Annotated in this window: 22 protein-coding genes, 1 tRNA gene and 3 pseudogenes; 8 read left to right on the top strand and 18 right to left on the bottom strand. The window is 69.0% G+C overall.

Annotated features, from left to right (window positions below; all coding sequences use genetic code 11):
* The first annotated feature begins 158 nt into the window (after positions 1–158).
* Positions 159–2,012, top strand: coding sequence for a hypothetical protein (locus BIV24_RS00890; RefSeq protein ID WP_071364129.1), 1,854 nt, complete (start codon positions 159–161; stop codon positions 2,010–2,012).
* Positions 2,013–2,080: 68 nt separating this feature from the next.
* Here the strand turns inward: BIV24_RS00890 and BIV24_RS00885 are convergent, their stop codons facing one another.
* Entirely contained in the window at positions 2,081–3,046 is a 966-nt protein-coding gene (locus BIV24_RS00885) for an ArsR/SmtB family transcription factor (RefSeq protein WP_071364128.1), read from the bottom strand.
* 74 nt (positions 3,047–3,120) lie between these two features.
* Here BIV24_RS00885 and BIV24_RS00880 point away from each other — a divergent pair, with 74 nt between their 5' ends.
* A complete protein-coding gene (locus tag BIV24_RS00880; RefSeq protein ID WP_071364127.1) occupies positions 3,121–4,347 on the top strand; it encodes an MFS transporter in 1,227 nt (408 codons plus the stop codon).
* Between the two features lie 35 nt (positions 4,348–4,382).
* Here BIV24_RS00880 and BIV24_RS34100 read toward each other — a convergent pair whose 3' ends face one another.
* The 7 genes from BIV24_RS34100 to lepB form a co-directional block, all read right to left on the bottom strand.
* Positions 4,383–4,859: a hypothetical protein gene (locus BIV24_RS34100; RefSeq protein ID WP_071364126.1), complete on the bottom strand. Its 477-nt coding sequence runs from the start codon at positions 4,857–4,859 to the stop codon at positions 4,383–4,385.
* Complete coding sequence (locus tag BIV24_RS00870; RefSeq protein WP_071364125.1) at positions 4,843–5,334, bottom strand: RNA polymerase sigma factor; 492 nt, start codon at positions 5,332–5,334, stop codon at positions 4,843–4,845. Before BIV24_RS00870 ends, BIV24_RS34100 begins: the two co-directional genes overlap by 17 nt.
* Before the next feature lie 87 nt (positions 5,335–5,421).
* The gene (locus BIV24_RS00865) at positions 5,422–6,033 is read right to left on the bottom strand and encodes a class F sortase (RefSeq protein WP_071364124.1); all 612 of its coding nucleotides are present in this window, start codon (positions 6,031–6,033) and stop codon (positions 5,422–5,424) included.
* Positions 6,030–6,443, bottom strand: coding sequence for a Tat pathway signal sequence domain protein (locus BIV24_RS00860; RefSeq protein WP_071364123.1), 414 nt, complete (start codon positions 6,441–6,443; stop codon positions 6,030–6,032). Before BIV24_RS00860 ends, BIV24_RS00865 begins: the two co-directional genes overlap by 4 nt.
* A 165-nt stretch (positions 6,444–6,608) precedes the next feature.
* Positions 6,609–7,388, bottom strand: coding sequence for an SDR family NAD(P)-dependent oxidoreductase (locus BIV24_RS00855; protein WP_071364155.1), 780 nt, complete (start codon positions 7,386–7,388; stop codon positions 6,609–6,611).
* A gap of 452 nt (positions 7,389–7,840) precedes the next feature.
* Positions 7,841–8,494 carry a class I SAM-dependent methyltransferase gene (locus tag BIV24_RS00850; RefSeq protein ID WP_071364122.1) on the bottom strand — a complete coding sequence of 218 codons (654 nt, stop codon included), beginning with the start codon at positions 8,492–8,494 and terminating at the stop codon, positions 7,841–7,843.
* 239 nt (positions 8,495–8,733) lie between these two features.
* Positions 8,734–9,381: a signal peptidase I gene (lepB, locus tag BIV24_RS00845; protein ID WP_071364154.1), complete on the bottom strand. Its 648-nt coding sequence runs from the start codon at positions 9,379–9,381 to the stop codon at positions 8,734–8,736.
* A 213-nt stretch (positions 9,382–9,594) separates the two neighbouring features.
* On the opposite strand from lepB, the pseudogene BIV24_RS36330 reads away from it, so the two are divergent.
* Positions 9,595–9,738 (top strand): annotated as a pseudogene (locus BIV24_RS36330) (replication initiator); the annotation flags it as partial.
* 139 nt (positions 9,739–9,877) lie between these two features.
* On the opposite strand, the gene BIV24_RS00840 reads toward BIV24_RS36330, so the two are convergent.
* The 5 genes from BIV24_RS00840 to BIV24_RS00820 all read right to left on the bottom strand — a co-directional run bounded on the left by BIV24_RS00840 (position 9,878) and on the right by BIV24_RS00820 (position 14,419).
* Positions 9,878–10,798 carry a bile acid:sodium symporter family protein gene (locus tag BIV24_RS00840; RefSeq protein WP_071364121.1) on the bottom strand — a complete coding sequence of 307 codons (921 nt, stop codon included), beginning with the start codon at positions 10,796–10,798 and terminating at the stop codon, positions 9,878–9,880.
* A gap of 16 nt (positions 10,799–10,814) precedes the next feature.
* Positions 10,815–12,149: a Dyp-type peroxidase gene (locus tag BIV24_RS00835; RefSeq protein ID WP_071364120.1), complete on the bottom strand. Its 1,335-nt coding sequence runs from the start codon at positions 12,147–12,149 to the stop codon at positions 10,815–10,817.
* A gap of 50 nt (positions 12,150–12,199) precedes the next feature.
* Positions 12,200–13,213: a hypothetical protein gene (locus BIV24_RS00830; RefSeq protein ID WP_079167925.1), complete on the bottom strand. Its 1,014-nt coding sequence runs from the start codon at positions 13,211–13,213 to the stop codon at positions 12,200–12,202.
* A gap of 44 nt (positions 13,214–13,257) precedes the next feature.
* Positions 13,258–13,791 carry a hypothetical protein gene (locus tag BIV24_RS00825; RefSeq protein WP_071364119.1) on the bottom strand — a complete coding sequence of 178 codons (534 nt, stop codon included), beginning with the start codon at positions 13,789–13,791 and terminating at the stop codon, positions 13,258–13,260.
* Between the two features lie 118 nt (positions 13,792–13,909).
* On the bottom strand, positions 13,910–14,419 hold the full coding sequence (locus tag BIV24_RS00820; protein ID WP_071364152.1) for a hypothetical protein: 510 nt from the start codon (positions 14,417–14,419) through the stop codon (positions 13,910–13,912).
* A gap of 116 nt (positions 14,420–14,535) precedes the next feature.
* On the opposite strand from BIV24_RS00820, the pseudogene BIV24_RS35915 reads away from it, so the two are divergent.
* The 4 genes and pseudogenes from BIV24_RS35915 to BIV24_RS34940 all read left to right on the top strand — a co-directional run.
* Positions 14,536–14,625: pseudogene (locus tag BIV24_RS35915) on the top strand (replication initiator); the annotation flags it as partial.
* 361 nt (positions 14,626–14,986) lie between these two features.
* Entirely contained in the window at positions 14,987–16,501 is a 1,515-nt protein-coding gene (locus BIV24_RS00815) for an FAD-binding oxidoreductase (RefSeq protein WP_071364118.1), read from the top strand.
* Positions 16,502–16,585: 84 nt separating this feature from the next.
* Positions 16,586–16,780: a hypothetical protein gene (locus BIV24_RS00810; protein WP_071364117.1), complete on the top strand. Its 195-nt coding sequence runs from the start codon at positions 16,586–16,588 to the stop codon at positions 16,778–16,780.
* Positions 16,781–17,025: 245 nt separating this feature from the next.
* Positions 17,026–17,340, top strand: coding sequence for a hypothetical protein (locus BIV24_RS34940; RefSeq protein WP_245766631.1), 315 nt, complete (start codon positions 17,026–17,028; stop codon positions 17,338–17,340).
* Positions 17,341–17,727: 387 nt separating this feature from the next.
* On the opposite strand, the pseudogene BIV24_RS36325 reads toward BIV24_RS34940, so the two are convergent.
* The 5 genes and pseudogenes from BIV24_RS36325 to BIV24_RS34095 all read right to left on the bottom strand — a co-directional run.
* A pseudogene (locus BIV24_RS36325) lies at positions 17,728–17,988 on the bottom strand (glycosyltransferase family 2 protein); the annotation flags it as partial.
* Positions 17,989–18,421: 433 nt separating this feature from the next.
* The gene (locus BIV24_RS00800) at positions 18,422–18,766 is read right to left on the bottom strand and encodes a twin-arginine translocation signal domain-containing protein (protein ID WP_143064548.1); all 345 of its coding nucleotides are present in this window, start codon (positions 18,764–18,766) and stop codon (positions 18,422–18,424) included.
* Between the two features lie 209 nt (positions 18,767–18,975).
* Positions 18,976–19,422 (bottom strand): hypothetical protein, encoded by a 447-nt coding sequence (locus BIV24_RS00795; protein ID WP_071364114.1) that lies wholly within the window; start codon positions 19,420–19,422, stop codon positions 18,976–18,978.
* A complete protein-coding gene (locus BIV24_RS00790; RefSeq protein ID WP_071364113.1) occupies positions 19,419–19,685 on the bottom strand; it encodes a hypothetical protein in 267 nt (88 codons plus the stop codon). The genes BIV24_RS00795 and BIV24_RS00790 overlap by 4 nt, the downstream gene beginning before the upstream one ends.
* Positions 19,686–19,965: 280 nt before the next feature.
* Positions 19,966–20,040, bottom strand: a tRNA-Arg gene (locus BIV24_RS34095).
* A 311-nt stretch (positions 20,041–20,351) separates the two neighbouring features.
* Here BIV24_RS34095 and BIV24_RS00785 point away from each other — a divergent pair.
* Entirely contained in the window at positions 20,352–21,101 is a 750-nt protein-coding gene (locus BIV24_RS00785) for an SCO4225 family membrane protein (RefSeq protein WP_071364112.1), read from the top strand.
* Positions 21,102–21,209 lie beyond the last annotated feature (108 nt).

Genomic DNA, 21,209 nt, shown 5'->3' with positions numbered 1-21,209 from the left:
GGCGGCCGGCCTGTCTGCGCCACCTCCTCGGGAAGCCTGCGAGATGGTGGCGTCCACCCTGCGTGCTAGCGTCCCGAATGGGGCAAGATGGCTGGACGGCGGCTTCCGGTGGCGGGCCGGCGCCACGGCAACTACAAGAACCACGGGAGTGCCTTCAGGTGGCCACAGCGGAGCCGACACACGCCGACGACGCCGAACCCGGCCGTCGTCCGGACGGGGCACCGGCCCCGCGAATACCACAGGGCACGTCGACCGATGAGCCTCGCCTGCGAGCACTGCTCACCCGACTGCGGTCCTCCCGCTGCGCGGACCTGGCCCGCCGGCACCCCGTCCTTACGATCACGGGCCTCGCCGGGGTGCTGCACCTCGTCTGGTTCTTCACCTTCGCGAACAGCGGCGGCGACCTCGCCGCGCAGGACGCGTGGGCGGAGTTCGTGGGACGGCACCCGGACTCGGCGTACAACCTCGCCTGGTACGGGGGCATGCACCCGGTGTCGTACAGCGTGGTGTCGCCGTATCTGATGTCGGTGCTCGGCGTCCGTACGACCATGATGATCGCCGGGACGGTCTCGGCCGGGCTGCTGACGCTCATCCTCATCCGCAGCCGTTCGGTCCGCGAGCCGTGGGGGCCGGCCCTGGCCGGGGTGTTCGGGTTGGTGTGCAACGCCCTCTCCGGGCGGGTGACCTTCGGCCTGGGCATGGCGTTCGCGCTGGGCGCGACGGCATGCGTCTTCTGCTGGCCGCACCGCTGGCGCCACAAGCGCTGGGCGAAGGCGCTGTGCGCCGCGCCGCTGGCCGCGCTCGCCACGATGTCCTCGCCGGTGGCGGGCCTGTTCGTCGGCCTGGTCGCGGTGGCGCTGTTCCTGCAGAAGCGCAGGCCGGGCGCGTGGGCGCTGGGCCTCGCGCCGTCCGTGGTGGTCGCGCTGTCGGCCTGGCTGTTCCCGTTCTCCGGAACGCAGCCGATGAACGTGGAGTCGACGACCCTGCCGGTCGTCTACGCGGTCTTCGTCTTCTTCCTGGTCCCCACGGAGTGGAAGACGGTACGGATCACATCGGCGGTGTACGCGCTCGCCGTGCTCCTGGTCTGGGTGATCAGCTCCCAGATCGGCTCGAACATCACCCGGCTCGCGATGGTGTTCGCCGGCGCGGCACTCATTGCGGCACTGCCGTTCACGGTGCCGCGCAGCCGGAAGTGGTACGCCCTCGTCGTCGCCTCCGTCGGCTTCTTCGTCTGGATCGGCATCAAGACGGTCAACGACATCGTCCACACGACCCCGGCGGCGTCCTGGGCGCGCGAACTCGCGCCGCTGGTGAACCAGCTCCAGGTGGTGGGCGCGGAGAAGGGCCGGGTGGAGGTGGTTCCGGCGCGCTCGCACCGGGAGGCGTCGGCGCTGGCCCCGTACGTGAACCTGGCCCGCGGCTGGAACCGGCAGGCCGACATGAAACGCAACCCGCTCTTCTACGACGACACGCTCAACTCCGCGAACTACCACGCGTGGCTGCAGCGCTGGTCCGTGCACTACGTGGTGCTGCCGAAGGGGGATCCGGACGGGAGCGGCGGCGGCGAGCGCGAACGCGAACTCGTCCAGCGGGGCATGCCGTACCTGAAGCAGATCTGGGGCGACGAGAACTGGCAGCTGTTCGCGATGACCGACCCCACCCCCATGGCGGATCCGCCGGCGGTGGTCGAACGGGCGGAGCAGAGCGAGCTGACGATCCAGGTGAAGAAGGCGGGCCGCGTCCTCATCCGCATCCCGTACTCGCCCTGGCTGGGCCTGGTCGACGAGAAGGGCAAGGGTGTCAAGCCGCCGCAGGAGACGGAGGAGTCCAAGCACCGGCTGGAGGGCACGCCGAAGAGTTACGACAACCTCAACGGCTGCCTGATCGAGGCTCCCGAGGACTCCTCGGGCGACAAGTGGACGGAACTGCTGGCCCCGCGTCCGGGCACCTACCGCGTGGGCGCGCCGTACCAGTTGCCGTGGGGGACGCCATGCCCGCAGGAGCTGCGCTGACGAGGGACGCTCCCCTCGTCGCGGCCCCTTGTGAAGCGGGACGCCGACAGCGCCGCGTGGCGGGCCCGTCAGCCCCGCTGCGCGGTGACGAGCACCTCGCCCGCGGCCGTGCGGGAGTACAGCACCGAGCGCCCCACCCGCCGCCGCTCCACCAGCCGCGCCTCCCGCAGCACCCTGAGGTGACGCCCGACCGAGCCGAGCCCCTGCCCGGTCACCGCGATCAACTGGCTCGTGCTCATGGGGGAGTCGAGGAGGACGAGGACCCCGGCCCGGGCGGGACCGAGCAGCGCGCCGAGGCTCTCCGGTACCGCCCTGCGCGAACCCTGTGCCAGCACGCCCGCACAGGGGTACACGAGGGCGTACCGGTCTGGCTCCTCCCAGGACACCCAGCCGGTCTGCGGGGTGACGGGGACGAAGAACAGCTCCGCACCGGAGATCTCGCGCGGCGGGTACTCGTGGAGGTTGACCTGGAGCCGGTTGCCGCCGAGCCAGCGCGTACGGCCAGGTCGCAGCGCGTCCATCGCGGCAGCCCAGCCGCCCTGGCTCAACTGGGTGGTTCGCGCGATCACATCGGCCTCCAGGATGCGCCGCCGCCGGTCCCAGTACGGCTGTACGGTCTCGGCCCAAACCCAGGTGAACAGATCGGCGGCACGCTCGGGCAGGTCGTCGCGGTCCAGTAGGGCGGGAAGCGGCCCGCGCAGGGCGACGGCGACGTTGCCGCGGGCCTTGGCGGGGGAGGCCGCCCGGACCCGGGCCACACCCTCCTCGAAGCTCTCCCCGTCCCTCGGAGTGGGGGTGAGGAAGTCCGCGATCCACGCCGGCCCGAGCCCGCATCGCACCAGCAGCGCGGTCACGGGATCACCGGCCAGCCGCCCGCGGTAGGCGGGCAGATGGGCGTCCAGCCAGGCGCGCTCCCCGGGGTGGGAGGCGGTTCCCCTGTGCAGCAGCTTCAGGCTCGCGAACACCTCGGCGAGCGGCGAGAGCAGGAACCGGCTCCCGGCGAGGGTGTCGGCGTTGACGTACCAGAGCCCCATGGCGCCGCCCCTCCATGTTTCGCGTGTACGCGAAACACTAACGATCGCGCTCGCCGTCTGCCCAGACTCCCCGCATGCGCAGCTACTCCGACCTGTTCCGCACCCGGGAGTTCACGCCGTTCTTCCTGTCCACCTCCCTGCAGACGGCCGCGATGACGCTCGGCGGCCTGGCGCTCGGCACGCTGGTGTACCGGGCCACCGACTCGCCCCTGCTGTCGGCCATCAGCATGTTCGGTCTGCAACTGGCGCAGGTCGTGGGTGCGACGACGCTGCTGTCGGCGGCGGACAGGCTGCCGCCGCGCGCGACGATGACGGGCATCGCGTGCGCGTTCGCGGCCGGTACGGCGCTGATGGCGGCGCCGGGCCTGCCGATCGCGTGGCTCTTCGCGCTGCTCCTCCTCCTCGGCCTGATCCAGTCGCTCGGCGGCGGGGTCCGCTGGGGTCTGCTGAACGAGATCCTGTCCAAGGACGGCTATCTGCTGGGCCGTTCGGTCTTCAACATGATGAGCGGGATCATGCAGATCGCCGGGTACGGGACGGGTGGCGTGCTGGTGGCGCTGCTGTCACCGCGCACCACCCTCGTCGTGGCGGCGGCCCTGTACCTCGCGGCGGCGATCGGCCTCCGTTTCGGCCTGACCCGCCGCGCTCCCCGTACCTCCGGCCGCCCGTCGATCGCACAGACCTGGCGCACCAACGCGCTGCTGTGGTCGTCCCCGCAGCGCCGGACGACGTACCTTCTGCTCTGGATCCCCAACGGCCTGGTCGTCGGCTGCGAGTCGCTGTACGTCTCCTACGCCCCCGACCGCGCCGGTGCGCTGTTCGCCAGCGCGGCGTTCGGCATGTTCGTCGGGGACGTCACCACGGGCCGCCTGCTGCCGCCCGCCCTGCGCCGCCGCCTGGGCATTCCGTTCCTGCTGCTCCTGGCGGCCCCGTACCTGCTGTTCGCCCTGCAACCCGCCGTGCCCGCGGCGGCGGCCTGCGTGGCACTGGCCTCGGTGGGCTTCGGCTCGAGCCTGATCCAGCAAGAGCAGTTGATGCGGCTGACCCCGGAGGAACTCAGCGGCCACGCCCTCGGCCTGCACTCCGCGGGCATGCTCACGATGCAGGGCGTGAGCGCGGCGCTGGCGGGCGGGATCGCCCAACTCGCCGATCCGGGAGCGGCGATGACGGTGATGGCGGCGGCCTCGCTCGCGGTGACGCTCACACTGTCCGTGCCGGCCCGGTACCGGCAGCGCGGGGCCGAGGAAGTCCCGGTGCGGGGCGCCGCACCGGGCGAACGCCCGCTGGCGGGAGAACGTTGAGCCGTCGCGCGCGAGGAGGCGCCACTCTGCGCGGGTTACGGCAGGGTGGGGACCGATGGGCTGGGAACGGCCTTGCTCTCCTGCACCGACGGCGCGCTCCGCGCCGGGCTCGGTGTTCCGGACGGTTCGCGGGTGGGTTCGGGCGGGCCGTCCGGGGTGCCGGACTCGTGGGGCCGGGGCTTCGTGGGGGGATGGGAGGTGACGGGCGCGGGTGACGCCGATGGGCTGGTGGGCTCCGCAGTACGGCTCGTGGGCGGCGGTGCGGCGGGGACCGCCGGGGACGCGGGCGTCCCGGGTGCCGCCAGACGCAGCGGCAGCGCGATGAGAACGGCAACGGCGCAGGACACGCCCACCCCGACCGAGGCGCGCAGCAGCCGGCGGCGGGCCGCGGTGCGGCGGATCGCCTCATAGCGGCCGGGGGGCGGGCCGAGGTAGTCGGTGGAGGGCTGCAGGAGCACCACGAGCGGGTCGTCGGCTGCGAACTCCGGGTCGTCGTCAAAGCGTGTGCTCAAGGCTTCTCCTCAGGTGGACGCGGAGCAGTTCTCGGGCCGCGTGGAGGTCGGCCTTGACGGTTCCTTCCTTGCGCCCGGTCAGCGCGGACACCTCCCGGATCGGCATGTCAGCGTAGTAGTGAAGCAGGATCGGGACACGCAGTCGTTCCGGCAGCGACTGCACGAGCATGCGTACCGACGGGTCGGCCTGTTCGGTGTGGGGGCGGACGGCGGCTTCCGAGGTGACGCGGCGCAGGGCATTGCGCTCGCGCTCCAGCTTGCGCCAGTGGTCCCGGACGAGGTTGGCCGCGGTGACGTAGAGGAAGCCGCGGGGTTCCTCCACGGACGTCCAGCGGGCCCAGAGCCGGGTGAAGGCCTCCGAGGCGACCTCGTGGGCCGTCTCGTCGTCGTCGACGAGACGGCGGCACCAGCCGGCCAGGCGCGGGTAGAGGGCGGCGAACAACTCGGACGCTGCCTTGTCGCGGGACCGTTTCAACGCTCTCCATGGTCGTGAGGGCACTCGTGGGGAAGGACCCCGGGCCGACGGCGTACGTTCCGCCTGCCCGGGATCGGTGACGTCATGTCAAGGGCTGGTGGAGCTGAGCGTGGCAAAGACGATCACGTTGTCGCGGTAGCCGTCGCCGGTACGGGGGCCGGCGCAGGTGATGAGCCGCAGCTCCGGACGGTCCACGTCCCCGTAGACGTCGTCCGCCGGGAAGTCCGCCTTGGCGACCGTCCGTACGGCGCTGACGGTGAAGGCGGCCTTTGTGCCGTTCTCCAGGCGCGCCGTGATCCGGTCACCTTGGTGCAGCTGCGCGAGGTGACGGAAGACCCCGTCCCCGTAGGAGCCGACCGTGACATGGCCGAGGATGACCGACGGACCGACCTGACCCGGGGTCGGCGAGTGCCCGTACCAGCCCGCCCGGTCGTGTGCCGTGATCGGGGGCACCTGCACACTGCCGTCCGGCGCCAGTCCCAGCCGTATGACCGGGGTGTCGACGCCGATGGCCGGGATCCGTAGCCTGACCGGCGTCGAACGCCTCAGGGCATGCGCCGCGTTCGCGGAGGTCGACGAGGGCGGTGGCGTACTGCCGGAGCCCGCGGCCGCGGACTGGTGGGCCTGAGGGCCGCCGCAACCCACCAGCACCGCGGCCAGGGCCGCGGTCGCGAAGGTGCGCCTGGAGAGCGGGGTCATGCCCCGGTCGCCCGCCGACGGCGTACGACGAAGACCGTCGCGCCGCCCGCGGCGAGCACCGCGGCAGCGCCGCCGCCGATCAGTGCGCCCTGGTTCCCGGATCCCGAGGACGCCGCCGTCACTCCGGTGTCGGGCGCGCCCTTCGGGACGACGGAAACCTGGCCCCCGGCCGGCGGCCGGCTCGGCTCGGCGCTCGGAACCGAGCTGACGGAAGGCGTCGGCCGGGGCGGCACGGCACTGGGAGCCGAGGCCTCGGCGGTCGGCGCCGCACTGGGAGTGGCGGTGTGAGCCGGGGAGGAGGTGGCCGGGACGGGTTCGGCGGTCGGGCTCGCGTCGGCGAACGCGGGCACGGTGCCCGCCAGTACGGCGGTGCACGCGAGTGCCAGGGAACTGAGGACGGTGCGGCGCATGGAATCGCTCTCTTTCGTCGGTCCGCCCGGTACGGCGGGCTGAGGGACGGATCGAGCGGAGAGACGAGGCAGCGACCGAACAGGTTGTAAAGAAAAGGCAAAGTGGACGAGTGTGGCGCGGGCCTTGGATCGCCGGGGCCGTACGCACCCCGGTGGGAGGACGCGTCAGTGGACCGAGAGACCGCCGTCCACGAAGATCGACTGGCCGGTGACATACGCGGACGCGCGGCTCGCCAGGAACACCGCCGCGCCCGCGAAGTCCTCCGCCAGGCCGTTGCGCCCGACCAGCGTGCGGGCGGCGAGCTCGGCCACCGTGGCCGGATCGGAGGACAGCCGCCGGTTCAGCGGGGTCATCACGAAGCCCGGGACGAGGGTGTTGCAGGTGACGCCGTACGGGGACCACGCCTCCGCCTGTGAGCGGGCCAGCGACTCGAGGCCGCCCTTGGACACGCCGTACGCGCCGCTCTGGACGAAGGCCCGGTGCGCCTGCTGGGAGGTGATGTGGACGATCCGCCCGAAGCCCCGCTCGGCCATGCCCGGGCCGAAGCGCTGCCCGAGGAGGAAGGGCGCCTCGAGGTTCACCGCCATGGTGGCGTCCCACACCTCGTCCGTCAGATCGCCCATCGGCGGGCGCAGGTTGACCCCGGCGGAGTTGACGAGGATGTCCGGCTCGCCGAACACCGCCGCCGCCTCCTCGGCCGCCGCTCGCACACCGTCGCGCGTACTCAGGTCGGCGCTCACCCAGGCCGCTCGGCAACCATCGGCCACCAACTCGTCGACCGTGGCGATCAGTTCCGCCTCCTTGCGCGCGATGACCACGACCTTGGCCCCGGCATGCGCGAGGGCTTTGGCGATGGCCCGGCCGATCCCCGAACTCCCCCCGGTGACGAGTGCGACCCGGCCCTCCAGCGAGAAGAGTTCGGTGAGGTAGGACTGCGAGGTCATCTTCACACCCCAGATATCGGTGACGTTGTCGGGTCGGCCCGGACCGAGGTCCGTCCGGCCGACCATACGCGACCCGTCGGGAGCCGGATCGGGCCCTCCGAGCGATGACGCCGGCGGGGGCGCGTCGCCTGGCTGGATGCCGACAGGGCCGTGTCCACGGAGGTGGTGTACCAGGCCGAAGCACGGCGAGAGCCCCGAGGCCACGGCAATCCGCAGACTCGGAGTTCTCGTGAGACCGGGGCGGGGGCTCCCTGCTTCTTCTTGCCCCGGGTCTTGTCCCCGGTCTTGGTGAGCTGGGTTATTGCCGGTGAGAGCCCTGGGCTGGAGTTTCAATGAACCCGGTCAAGCACCCCGGCCTGGGGCTTGGAGCACTGGTTCGGAAGACGCCGTATGCGGATGGCGGCTGTCCTGGCAACTCTCCGACCTGGGGCGGAGCGCGATCGGCCCTGAGATCAAGCCTCGACTTTGCGGGCGAGCAGGTGAACCGACTGGAACTGCCGTCGGTCGGTGAGCTGTGGCTCGTGAACCATCCGGGCTACCTCGGCCAACCCGGACTCGCGCAGCATCGCGGCGAGGTGATCCGGCGACCACCGATAGGCCGGCGCAACCGTGTGATCGAAGACCTGCGTCGGACGAGACGGGTCATCGCTGGCCCAAAAGCCCACCAGAAGGTGGCCGCCAGGTGCGAGCACACGGTGCAACTCGCCCAAAATGGCAGGGAGTTCTTGCGGTGGAGAGTGGATGATGGACCAGCGTGAGAGTGCGCCACCCAGCACACCGTCGGCGATGTTCACCGCGGCCATCGAGCCCACGTCGAACCGCAGGCCCGGATAGTCATGCCGAGCCAACTCGATCATCGCAGGAGAGGCGTCAACGCCAAACGCCTCCAGCCCCAACTCGTTCAGATAAGCGGTGATATGACCAGGTCCACATCCCAGATCCGCCACCTGACCGTTGCCACTCGCATTGACGACCTCGGCGAAGCCGGCCAAGATCGCACGCTCCAGCGGCCTGTCACGCAGATCGTCGCGGAACAGCTGCGCGTACAGGGGGGCAGCAGCGTCGTAGGCCTCGCGGGTGGCGCTGAGGGCATCGTGTTCGACCATGGCCGCGACAGTAGCTTCTGGCGCCGAGGTGAGCCGAGAGATTCACGATCTTCACTCCCGCCCTGACCCGGGTGGTTGGTCAGGGGCCGTCGTCGTGTCCGACCACCATGGCTGTCCGGTGTCCCCGTAGGTTCCTGCCGCATCGGGCACGGATGGGGCACAGGCGAATTGCAAGTTGTTGATGTGCCTGCCGGCGCTGAAGACCGGCCCGGGCACGCACTGATTGGTGGCGTTGGCACTCAGGCCAAGAGCCATGGTGCGGCGGGCGGAAGCGATCTCTGGGCGCGTCGTCTGGCTGTGTACCCCCCGATGCCGAGCAGAGTCAGCGCAATCCCGAGGCCTCCGGTTGTCACCAGCACTGTTGGCGCGGCGGAGTTCTCCATGACTCGCCCCTGCACTCCGGAGGCCGCGAAGCTGCCCGACTGTTCACTGAGGTGGTAACGCGAGTCATTGGAGTTCGCACGGTGGTCGCCGAGCACGAACAACCGCCCCTCCGGGACCTTCACGTCGTACGGGTCGACCCCCAGGTCCTCGTAGACATCCTTCACATACGGCTCGTCGAGTGGCTTTCCGTTCACCGTGACCCGATTCCCGGCCCCCACCACGTGATCGCCACCTATCCCGATGATCCGCCGCAACACCGGTTCCGCCATATAGCGCTCGGGCGGATCGATGAGTACGACATCACCTCGACGTATCTCGGTCGCGTCGATCTGCTCGATCAACAGTCGATCACCCGGGCGGAAAGTGGGCCTCATCGAGTCGCCCGTTTCTGTGACCATCTTGTAGTTCGCGAGGGTGTACACGATGACCCCTACCAGGAGGGCCAACCCGAATGGTGCCAACACCCAGGCCACATCTCTCAACCTGGCGAACGTCTGCCGCATGAGCATCCCTCCCCTTGAACCGCCCGACGGCTGTGCGGGCCAGCAGAGGCTATGTGACCTCGGTACGGAAACGCACCCGGCTCCTATCCCCGCTGATCACCCGAGGTCGACGCCTCTCCTCAGTGCCACCACCCTCCCCAGCTCCCATCCCGTCTGCCGTCGACCCACACACCGTGGAGCGGGCGTGGTTCCTGGCGTCCAGGTGGAGCGCGATTCCGCGGCCACTTCTCCACCAAGTCCCGCCGCTGCTCGACCACGCTCGGTGCCCTTCGGGACGCCCGCGCCGAGTGGCGACGAGCACAAGCCACTGCTGCCGGCACAGCCGATCTGAACACAACGTCACCAGTAGGTGCCTGGCGCGGGAAAACACCCCTCCGTAGTTCTCCCGTCTTCAGCGGGTTTCCCGGCCTCCTGTGTGCTGGATCCGTTCTGACCGGGGCCGTCCGAGAGGCGGTCGGCGGGCCCCCGCATGGCAGGCGTGAGACGTCGGCTGCTGCTATGGCGGATCGTCCGCTTCATGCCGACCATTCGCCCGCACCTCCGTCGTGGCCGCCGTGGGACCCCTTCGCCGGCCGCTGAGAATGGTGGCGATCGGCAGTGCTGCTGCCAGGCCGCTGAGGAGGACGGCGGCGAGCGCCCCGAGGATGGCGGGCTGGTTGTCGAAGGCGATGCCGATCGCGGCCAGCGCGGGACCGGCATTGCGTACCGACGCGACACTGCCCATGGTGGTACGTCGCACGGGCGGACCCGTGGCCAGCAGCGTTCCTATGGCGAAGGCGGCGGCCGAGAGCAGGAACCCGGCGAGGAGGGCGAAGGAGCCCAGGAGCGCGACGACGCCCCGCCAGTTGCCGAGCAGCATGCCCGCCAGCACGATCAGAAACGTGACGTTGGAGACGGACACTGCCGCGGCGTGCCATGACCGTGCGGTGGGCTCCGCGTAGCGGCGTAGCAGCAGGCCGATGGCGAACGGTACGAGTTGCAGCAGGGCCACGGTCCGGACCAGCGCTCCGACGTCGAGGGAGACGTTGCTGCCGACGCCGGAGGCGGTCAGCAGGCCGTTGACCGTGGGGGCGAAGGTGATGCTGCCGACGGAGGCGAGCAGCACCTGCATGGCCGCTCCGCCGACGACGTCACCGCGTTGCACCATGGCGAGTTTCGCCCCGAAAGGGCCGCCCGGGGACGAGGCGACCAGGACGAGCGCGATGAAGGAGGCCGACGAAAGCCCGAACAGCGCACCGATGCCCCAGCCGAGCAGAGGGACGACCACCAAGTTGGCGATCAGCGCCGGCAACAGGAGCGGGACGTCGGTGAAGACGCCGCGCAGTGCCGATACGGTGGCGCCCAGGCCGGCGGCGAACATGGTGACCGCGATGAAGATGACGGTGACGGCGTTGAGTACCAGGTGCAGGGTCTCCATCTGGCTTCCCCCACTGTCAGTCGTGGAGCTCGCCGAGCCAGCGCAGGGCGGTCAGGCTCGGCAGGAAGCAGTACTCGCCTCCTCGGGTGACGACGAACCGCGGCAACGGGGCGAGGCGCCGGTGCAGCGGCCGCCGGGGAATGGTGAAGCCGGTGGAGCCGTCGTGGGATCCGGTGACCGGGTCCTTGGCGTCGTTCGCGCCGAAGAAGACGCCGTCGTTCATCCACTGCGACTGGACGAACTCGAACTGCCGCCCCAGGTGCGCCCCGACGAACGCGAACATCAGGCCGCGGTCGGCTCCGTCGTCCTCCAGTACTCCCTCGGGCAGCGGCGGACCGTAGACGGCGCCGCGTCGGATCATGCGGTGCAGCCGTACTTCCCCTGCTACCGCGGCATCGCGAGGGTTGGCCCGGCGGACGTGGCAGCCGCCCGGCGTCGTGAATCCCTCCGGATCGTCGCTCTCGTACAGGAAGGTGTTACGGCGGTACGGGTCAGCGCCGAGCGCGGGATCGTCGGCCTGCGGAGCCAGCGCCAGGGGAGCACCGCTGCGCCAGCGCCCCATGATCTTCGCGGCGATCAGTTCTTCGTCCTCGGGCCCGGTGGAGTTGTCCCTCAGATAGCGCCGGAACTCGGCGACTTTCTGATGGAGCTTGCGGAAGGCCGCGTAACTGCCGTTGCGTCCCAGCACGGTGGGCCGCGGGCTCTGGATGCCGCCGATCTCGTCCCGGTAGCCGAGGACGAACTCACCGGCCTTCAGCGGCACTTCCAGCTGGTTCGATCCCGGTATGCCGTTGCCTTCGACGGCCGGTTGGCTGACCCCGTCGCGATACCCGAAGTGCTCTGTCTCGGTGGGCAGCGCGTAGCAGTCCTGCCGCCATATCGCCGTCACACCGGACAGCCCGTCGTACGCCGGGCGGGCGTGGTCGACAGCCACCTCCAGCTGCGCGGGGTCGGGTGCCACCGCGGTGAACACCACATGGGCGTCGGGGCCGCCCAGTGGCGTCTCCCAGTGTTCCGGGCTGCTCTCGCCCACATCGCCGAGCGTCCCGGCCCGGGCCGCCATACCCTGCCGGAACTCCCAGGCGAAGGTGTCCAACGAAGCGCGCGGCACCCCCAGTGCCTCCAGACCGCGACAGGTGACGGCCACACTCACCCAGGTCTCCCCCAAGGGGCTGACCGGGTCCGCCGCGGAGGTCACCGCCGTACTCGCCCGCCGCATCAACTCCCGTCCGTGAGCCCGGTCGTCGATACGGAAGGCGAGGTAGGTCGCCGCATAGGGCGTCGGCCGGGGGCTGAGCACCCCGCGCTGGATGTCGTCGAGTTCCAGTGCCACGTTCGTGTGCTCGCTCACGGTTGACCTCCTGGCGGCCCTGTGCGGCCCCCTACGTGCTCCTGACCGGCCTACTTGGAGACGAGGTTGCGCCAGAAGTTCCGCAGGCTCTCGTCCCCGCCGAACAAGGAGCTGAAGATCGTCGAGTCCGCCAGGAGCAGATCGCCGGCGCGGTCTTCGCCGGGAGGCATCCACAGGAACATGTTGAACTCGGTGTTGCCGGCCTCGGTGAACGGATGCGGCCTGGACAGCTCGATCGGCTGCCTGGCCAGCACATGGACGGCGTCCGGTGCGTCGGTCGTCACGTCGTAGTGCGGCAGGTGCATGTGGAAGTTGAAGTTCGTCACCCCGTCCAGCCAGCCCTTCGGGTCCAGGTCCCGGACCGTGGACAGAGGGACGATCCGGTTGCCCTCACCCGTCGCCGGGCGCAGCCCGTACCGGTTCATGACCGGCACTCCGAGGCCCTGCATCAAGCCCCTGACGTAGGTGGCGAATCGCTGCTGGCGGGGGACCAGGGGATCGCCGTGATGGAGGTACTCCATCTCACGTTCCGACGGGTCGTCCGATGCGCCGACGTCGTGGTGCGGGCCCAGGACGAGACAGGCGTCCTCCCGGCCGAGGAACGCCCGCAGGGCCTCGATCTCACCGGGCTGCGCCTCCTGTCCGGTGACCATGTGGTCCAGCCCGAACACGAACATGACGTCCGTGTCGTCGAGCACCCGCTCGTCGAGCGGGGTCTGGAAACCCGCCTGGTCGATGCGCTGATAGACCGGTACGGGATGCCCCGTGACCTCCTCGACGAAGTCCTGGAACGGCACCCAGGCCAAGAAGAACAGCTCCAGTGCCCCGGCGATGCCCTGCTGGAAGCGGTACGGATCCGACCACTTGGGATCCTCGTAGGCCGGCCATGCCGTCCGCCTGACCTCGGTCATGGTGGAGAAGCGATTGTCCAGTTCGGCCGCGTTGCGACCGGCCTCGGCCGGATAGCTCCACGAGACGTAGATGCTCACCCGCCGCCCGTCAGGGGTGTATTTCCGTGGAATGTGCCTCTGGTTGTACGTGCGCGCGGTCCTGACCTCGCTCATGTCGATCGTCTCACTTCAGATGGCGTCTCACTGCGTCTGGCGTCTCACTGCATCTGGTCGAGCATCTCCGACAGGGCGCTCTTGATCTGCAGAGCCTTCTTGACCTCGTCCGCCGTCACGTACGGATACTCTCCGTACTCGATGAAGCTCGGACAGTGGTGTTCGCGCACGAAGTGCACGAACGCCTCGGGGTTCGTGCGCCAGTCCTCGGGAAATCCTTCGAGGTTCTCGAAGGCGGTGCTCACACCCGCCTTGGTGAACAGCGCGATGGCGTCCTCGGTGTACTTGTCGAAGTCGGTGTCGAAGATCGCCTGATACATGAAGCGCGTGTCGTCGTCGAACAGGACCCAGCGCAGGTAGTGCAGCTTCAGCGGCGCGAGAAGGTATGGATCCTGCTCCAGCGCCTTGGCCAGGGTGTAGCCGTACGCCCGCACCGTGTCGGCCCTGCCCGGTTTGACCTTCCCGATGATGGTGAACCCGTAGCAGGCCGGAGTTCGCGGAAAGACGGGGCCGTACTTCCCCTGTTCCAGATGGTCGGTCTCCTTGGGGATGACCATCGCCTGCGGTTTGATCTCCATGTCCGCTCCTCCCGCGTTCCAGAGGCCGGGACCGGACTACTTCCAGGGTTGCACGCGACGGTTGGGCGTGCCTGCTGAGCGGGAGGGAGCTGATCAACGGTTCCGGACCGCGATGACGTCAGTGCGTCAGGGTGACCTTGAGGACCACGATGAGCAGGCCGAGCACCAGGTTGATCGCCCCGACGGTCACGACCGTGCGGCCGGTGGCCCCCGCGTGCTTGGCGGCGACCGTGGACCAGCCGACATGACCGGCCAGCGCTACGCCCAGGGCCAGCCACGATGCCCCTCTCGGGCCGATGCCCAGCAGGGGTGTGACGGCGACTGCCACGGCTGGTGGGACGGCCGCCGTGACGATGGGCCACTCGGTCGCGCACATCCGCCGGATCTCTTGGGCGTTCACCGGCACGTACATGATCCGCTCGCCGAACAGTTGGGCGAAGACGTGGGTGGCCCAGAACACCACCGCGGTGCCGAGCAGCAGGAGAACGAGTTGCAGCCGCGGAAAGGGGCCGACCGAGGCCCCGACCACCACCGAGGCGGCGAGCAGCGAGCCGTACACGGCGCCGGTGTAATCCCGTTCCGGCGCGGCGTCCCCGTGCGGCTCCGGTGCGGGAGGACGACACTCCATGTTCACAGTGTGGTCACCCCTGCGAGACCTCGCACAACCATAGGTCGTTCGGCGTCCGGCTACCGTGCGCCTGATCCGCGCCGGGGAGCCGTAACCAAAGAGGCCGCCCCAGGGGGAAGCGCGGCGCCGTCCACTTCCACGCCGTCATCCGCCTCGACGGCCCCGACAGTGGAGACACCCCGCCCCCGGCCTGGGCCACCGCCGAACGGCGCCGACCCCTGGGGCGGCCACGACACCGCCGGACAGGAAGGACGGCTGGAAAGCGTGGGCCTACCCCTCGGTCGACCTGCTGCTGGTCGCCGCCTGGCGCCGGCTACGGCCGTTCCAGGGGCGGGTTCGAGGGACACCGTCACAGTGTCCGGCAAGTCCGCCGGCCATCGTCCTCCCGCTTGAAGAGGACGGAGCCGCCGGACTGCGTGGGCGGGCTGCACTCGGGACATGCGCCCCGGTCGTGGTTGCGAGCGTGTCGAGACGGGCCACCGTGGTGGCCCTTGCTAACGTCCGCTTCGCATAAATAGTCCGTAAAGGGCCGATTCACGTCCGCTGGTGGTCGAGAGGACACGGACCATGAACGACTTTTCCCGTCGCAGACTGCTCAAGGCGACGGCGGTCGCCGGTGCCGGCGCGATCGTCGTGCCGGGCGCCGCGGCCGCCGAAGCCCCCGGTGCGAGTGCCGTGACCGAGGCCTCCGTGGGCGAGGCGCACGGGGCGAAGTGCCCGCCCGCGAAGCTGACCGGCCGCATCGTCCGCCCCAACGACCCTGGGTACACGGACGCGCGCCTCGGTTGGGACCAGCTCTTCTCTCACTATCCGCTGGTGATCGTCTTCGCTCAGAACACCCAGGACGTAGTCAACGCCCTGACGTGGGCGCGGCAGAACGACGTCGCGCTGCGGATCCGGAGCGGCCGCCACAGCCTTGAGGGCTGGTCGAACGTCGACAGCGGCCTTGTGATCGACATCAGCGAGCTGAAGTCGGTCCACATCGATAGCGCCGCTCGTGTCGCGACGGTCGGCTCCGGACTCAACCAGCTGGAAGCGGTGACCACGCTCGCGAAGCACAACTTCGCGGTGACGACTGGGACCGAAGGGAGTGTGGGCCTCGCCGGCGCCACGCTCGGCGGCGGCTTCGGCTTCCTCACCCGCTGGCTCGGCATGGCCTGCGACAGCCTGATCGGCGCCGAGGTCGTCGTCGCGGAAGGCGACGAGTGCGCCAAGGTGATCAAGGTCGATCGGAACCACAACTCGGACCTGCTCTGGGCGCTGCGCGGAGCGGGCAATGGCAACTTCGGGATCGTCACCTCGCTCACCTACAAAGTGGCCCCGCTGAAGAGCGTCACGTATGTGACGGCCACATGGGACGGAATCGGCGAGCTGCGTAGGGTCTTTGACGCCTGGCAGCGTACTGCGCCGTACGCCGACAACCGCCTCGGCACCCAGCTCGAAGTTCACCGGAACCAGACCCTGCTGTTCGCGGTCCTCGCGGAAGGAACACCCGCGGAAGCGAAGAAGCTGCTGGCCCCGATCCTGTCGGTCGACAGCCCCAAGGTGTCGATGCAGGTAGGAAACTGGGGCGAGGTGTATTCGGGATTCCAGATCCCGACCGAGGACGAACCCGCGAACTGGAAGTTCTACTCGCAGTTCACCAGGAAGCCGTTCCCGGGCAAGGCGATCGACGTGATCTCCTCGTTCATGAAGGACGCGCCCACGGACGACAGCAACTTCTTCACCCAGGCGTTCGGCGGGGCGGTCAGGAAGAGCCCCCGCGGCGGCACGGCGTTCCCACACCGCGACGCGCTCTTCTACTCCGAGCCCGGCGTCGGCTGGGGCACCCGTTCCGACCAGCCGGGCATCTGCGATCCGCTCACCCCGCAGGCCCAGGCTTGGATCGCCGAATTCAGCCAGGCACTGCGCCCCTACGTGGACGGCGCCTACGTCAACGTGCCGAACATCGGCATGCAGGACTGGGAGACCGCCTACTGGGGATCCAACCTCGGCCGACTGCGAAACATCAAGGCGAAGTACGACCCGCACAACGTCTTCCAGTACGACCAGAGCATCCCGCCCGCGTCCCGCTGGGACTGAGATCTCTCCGTTATTACCCTTCGGGTCCACCCCCTGGGAGGGCGCCACGTGATTCTGGACGGGCCAGCCGACCTGGAGCCTTCTGTGACCAAGGTGATCGAGGTGGCCGGTGCCCTCGTTTCCCTCTTCAGGTTCATGCAGACCCTGCACCAAGTAGCGGACGCCGAAGGAACTTCCACAACGGCTTACAACACTTCGCAGCTTCCGGATCAGCTCAAGTCACTGGAGCAGGGAGTTAGGGCGTTTCTCCTGCAAGCAGGCGCCGCGCTGGATGACTAGACAGGCATCAGTTCTCCGGGCTTAGGCATGGCTGTACCAGTGTCGCAGATCCAATCGGGTGACCTGCGGCTGTCGCTCCGGACGACTGTCGTCAGTAGTCGTCACCGGTCGCGGCCTCGGACGGCCCACAGACGGCCCAGGGGCGAACACGCATCGGCTGCTGGCCACTCGTCGAGCCGCATGACCTGGTGGGTATGGGGCTACCGTCCGCGGACGGCGGCGCCCCGGGAGACGAAACTCCGCGCGTGCTGAGGGAGACTGGCGGCCTTCAGCGCACTGAATCTCCCGCTCGCCACGAGTTGGAACTTGACACCCTCCCGGCCTTCGGGGTGCTCGTAGCCGTCGGGGAGGAACCGCCGGTAGTGCTCGCTGGCGCGTTCGAAGAACTGCGGGCGCTCGGAGCGGGAGAGGCATCCCTCGAGATTGAGAAGGAAGAGGTAATGACGAATCATACGAGTGAAGAGAAAGGGAGCCACAACGTCCAGCGCGTCGCGCTCCTCGAGCAAGCCGAAGCTCTCTTCGTACCGGCCGAAGACGTCGAAGTGGGTGCCGTCCGGTGAGCCTGCGGGGTGTTGAGTGTGCCGACGACGGATCTGGACGCAGTTCCATTTCAGTACGGCGACCCGGTCGGCGGCGAGCATTGCGCGGTGGATGACTGTGATCTCCTCGTGGAGACCGTCAGGGAACGCGAGTTCCTGCCGGATCCACAAGTCGCGGCGGACCAAACGGTCCCAGGAGTAGGCGGGAGCACCGAACATCTGGGGCTGGTCGATCGAGGCGAAGGGCTCACGTCCCTGCTGGGCAAGCAGGCCAGCGGCGGCACTGGGCCACGAGCGGCCGCGATGGAGGCGAGTGTGCCCGAAGAGAAGAACGTCCGGCTCGTCTGCCGATTGCAGCTGATCACCCATCGCCTGAAGCGTTTCACCCCCGATGATGTGATCGCTGTCCAGGAACAGCAGGTAGTCACCGGCGGCGCGCTCCGCCCCCGCGTTGCGTATCCGGCCGATGCCGACGACGCCCGTCAGCCGCACGACCGAGACCCGCCCATCGCGCCGAGCATAGTCATCCACCAAGCCCGCAGGGCATTCAGCAGACTGGTCGAGGACCGCGACAACCTCCACGTCCCGGAAGGACTGGTTCAGTATCGAATCCAGGCAGACCTTCAGCTGTCCCTGAAGGTCGTGCGCGGCGACTATGACACTGATCATCGGGGAAGCAAGCACAGTGATCGAACATAGGTGGACAGCTCACAGCGTGACAAGTCCCTCGGGCACCCAGTCCACAGCAACATACAAATCTGCCGGCTCAGCCTTCCCAGGTTCGAATCCTGGCGCCGCCTCACTTGGGAGTATCCGTCCCTGACCAGCGAGTTTGGTCAGGGACGGATCTCTTGTGCGATCGCTTCCTCTCCTCGCCGTTCCCCGCTGGTCCCTGCTCGTTCTGGCGCGCGTGTGGCACGGCCCAGCATGTGCTGTCAGTCCGGTGCTACTCGTTCCGGCGCGCTTATGGCCCGCCTCGGCGACCTTGATCACACCTTCCAGGTGCGATCTCGGCGCATGGGGCATGGACGTGGGACGGCCCCACGCCGACCGGCCCGTGTGGTGGTGCCGGTGAACGGTGCGGGGCCGCTGACGGGATGCGTCAGGTCAGCCGGGCGGGTGCCGGGGTGCCGTAGAAGGTGATCGTCGGCCAGCCCCGGCGGACAGCGAGTTCGTTGAGCAGGTCGGCGATCTCTTGCGGGGAGATGTCGTAGTGGGCGGGCGTCTCCTCGGTCCTCACGCTGAACTTGATCTGCAGGCTGGCGGGAGTGTCAGCGCCGATGTTCATGCCGACCCTGCCTTCGAAGAGGGTCCCCGCGGGGAAGTCGGCCGAGGCGGTCTGCGCCTGGGGCTCGGCGGCCTGGGCCGGCTGCGCCGCCGCCGCGCCGCCCAGGACCGCACCCGCGGCGGTCGTCCCGGAGTATCCGAGCAGGGATCGTCTGGACATGCCGGACATGGCGCCCCTCCCATTCACCGGCCCTGCGGGCGCCCCCCGGGGCCGTCGCGAGATCGTACGCGTGATCGACAACTGTGCGCGGCTGAATGACGTCGGCCGGTGAAGGACCGCTGGGCGTCGGGTGACTGGCCGGTCGTCGTCCAGTGGAAGTCCGGGTGCTGTTTGCTCCACCACGCCAAGCATCACGCCGCGGCGTTTCGTCAGACCTTCTCGACTCGCACGGAGTGTCCCGCGAGGAGTTGATTCATGTCGTCGGTGTCGGAGGTGAAGACGGTTGCCTGAACTCCCTGCGCGGCTTCCCGCCCGGCCACAGCCGCCAGGACGGCGTCGATGGCGTACTTGTGCCCATGCAGGCCGGCTACTTGCAGCATGTCGCGCGCCATGGCGATCACCTGGTCGTCCGTGTGCACGACGCGGATCCGGGACAGCGTCCAGTCCCAAAGTGCCTGTCTCGACGTTTCGCGAGGGTCCCATGCCTCCAAGGTCGTGAGCGCCGAGGTGACGATCGGGATGTCGAGCCGCGGAGCCGTCTTGATCAGCGCAGCCATCTCCCGATCGCCCCGGACCGCCTTGGAGAGAGCCTCGGAGTCGAATACGAAGACGCGCTGTCGGGGCCGATGCACCTTCGCTCGGGCGGTGCGGCTCACGCGGCCTCGTCCGAGCGCGATCGGTGCTCGTCATGCCAGCCGTCGATGGCGGCGATGCGCTCCAGTGCCGCTTGCTGCTCGTCGTCCGTCACGGCGCCGTGCTCTTCTTCGAGGCGTTCGGCCAACTCGCGCAGTCGGTCCATGGCGTCCTGATGAGCGGCGGCGGCCGCGATGTAGCCGGACACCCCGCGCGCGTCGACACGCTCCTTGATCGACTCCACCAGCTCTTCCGGCACTGTGATGGTGATCTTCCGGGTTGCCATACTTCGAGTATGCCATGTTCTGTGTGTCGGGGCTTGCTCTCCCCGGAGGGTTCGCCCCCGCAGCCCAGGGGTGTGCGAGCACTGCCTTCGAAGCGAAGCTCGAGCCCGGCGGCGCGGAGAAACCCGGCCCGGAGTCCATGCCGGATGGTGCTGTTCCGATGGGCGTATTCGGGGGGTCAACTTCCCACCCGCTCACGCAAACGCCCCAGGACAAGGGGTTTCAAGGCCGAACGGAACGCCTCCCTGGGGAGAAACCCCAGGGAGCTGGCCCTTCATCGTGTGCCCCCGGCAGGATTCGAACCTGCGACACCCACTTCAGGAGAGACGTAGAGGAGCCTTGCCTGTGACCTGCGGCTTTCATGGCCGAGCTAGCAGGCATGGATACGTCCGCCAGACGCCTTTGTTGACCGCGGCTGACCCTCGTATCTGGCACGGCTGTGGCACGAGACCTCTTCGTCTCGAACTACTGGCCGTATGGCCATTGTGGTCCAGGGTGCTGCTCATGCGGGTACCGAGGGCCACTGACGGTCAACCGGAGGCGTGGTGGTTGCCTAAACAGCGTGGTAGGTCCTACTGCCCTGCCGATGAGTACCCGTACTCATGCCTGAGCGCGCCCTCCGGCCCACTGTGGGGAGCACCAACCCGCACTGACCTGAAGGACCCGCGATGCCGACTGCCTCCCGCCCACGCCGCATCCCGCGCCTGCTCCTTGCGCTTGCCACGGACAACTGGCTCGCTCGGGGCTATCTGGCTGTATTCGCCGTCTGCGTCCTGGTCATGTTCCTCTTGCCCGAGAGCGCCTACGCTGCGAGCCCTCTGATGCTCACGGCGCCCCTCTCCCTCCTGGGTGTGGTCCTCCCCTTCGGTCCTGGCACCGAGGGAGGCGGGGCAGTCGAGGTGCCGGCCATCGGCTTCTGGGCCGTATGGCTCCTCCTGTGCGCTCTCGTGAACGCCGCCGTGCTCGGCGCCCTGGTCAGGAGGTCCGCGACCGCCACATCGTCTGGCCGGAGTGCGCCCCTCCCGCGCATTTCGAATCCCCCTGAACAGGAGGGAACGGACTTGGCACCTTCGGCACGCCCACGCCTGCGGAGGGCTCGGGCCCTGCTGGCGCCCGCGGTGGACAACTGGCTCGCGCGTGGGTATCTCGTGGTGGTCGCGGCGTCGCTGGGATTCTTCCTGTGCGCCGCGTTCGTGTTGCCGGACCCGGGGTTCGCCGGGATCTGGCCGCTCATGGCGACGGCGCCGCTTAGCATCCTCGCCTTGCTGGTGGCGGCACCTGCGGAATATTCCTCGCTCGCCTGGCTGAGCCCGGTGGTCTTCTCCGCCGGTGTTGTCTTGTCCGGGTTGTTCAACGCCGTGCTGGTCGGCTTGCTCGCACGCAGGCTGCGGGCGCGGAAACCCCGCCCGGCCGCCTAAGCTCTGCCGCCCGGACCGCAAAGTGGGGATCCTGGAATAAGACGTCATGTGGGCGCCGGCTACTCAGCGCAGGGCCTGAGGAAGCAATGTCCGTAAGCCGACAGGACT

The organism is Streptomyces colonosanans (assembly GCF_001866645.1).
In the GTDB taxonomy this organism is placed as follows: Bacteria; Actinomycetota; Actinomycetes; order Streptomycetales; family Streptomycetaceae; genus Streptomyces; species Streptomyces colonosanans.
This window is presented reverse-complemented; position numbering and strand designations above follow the sequence as displayed.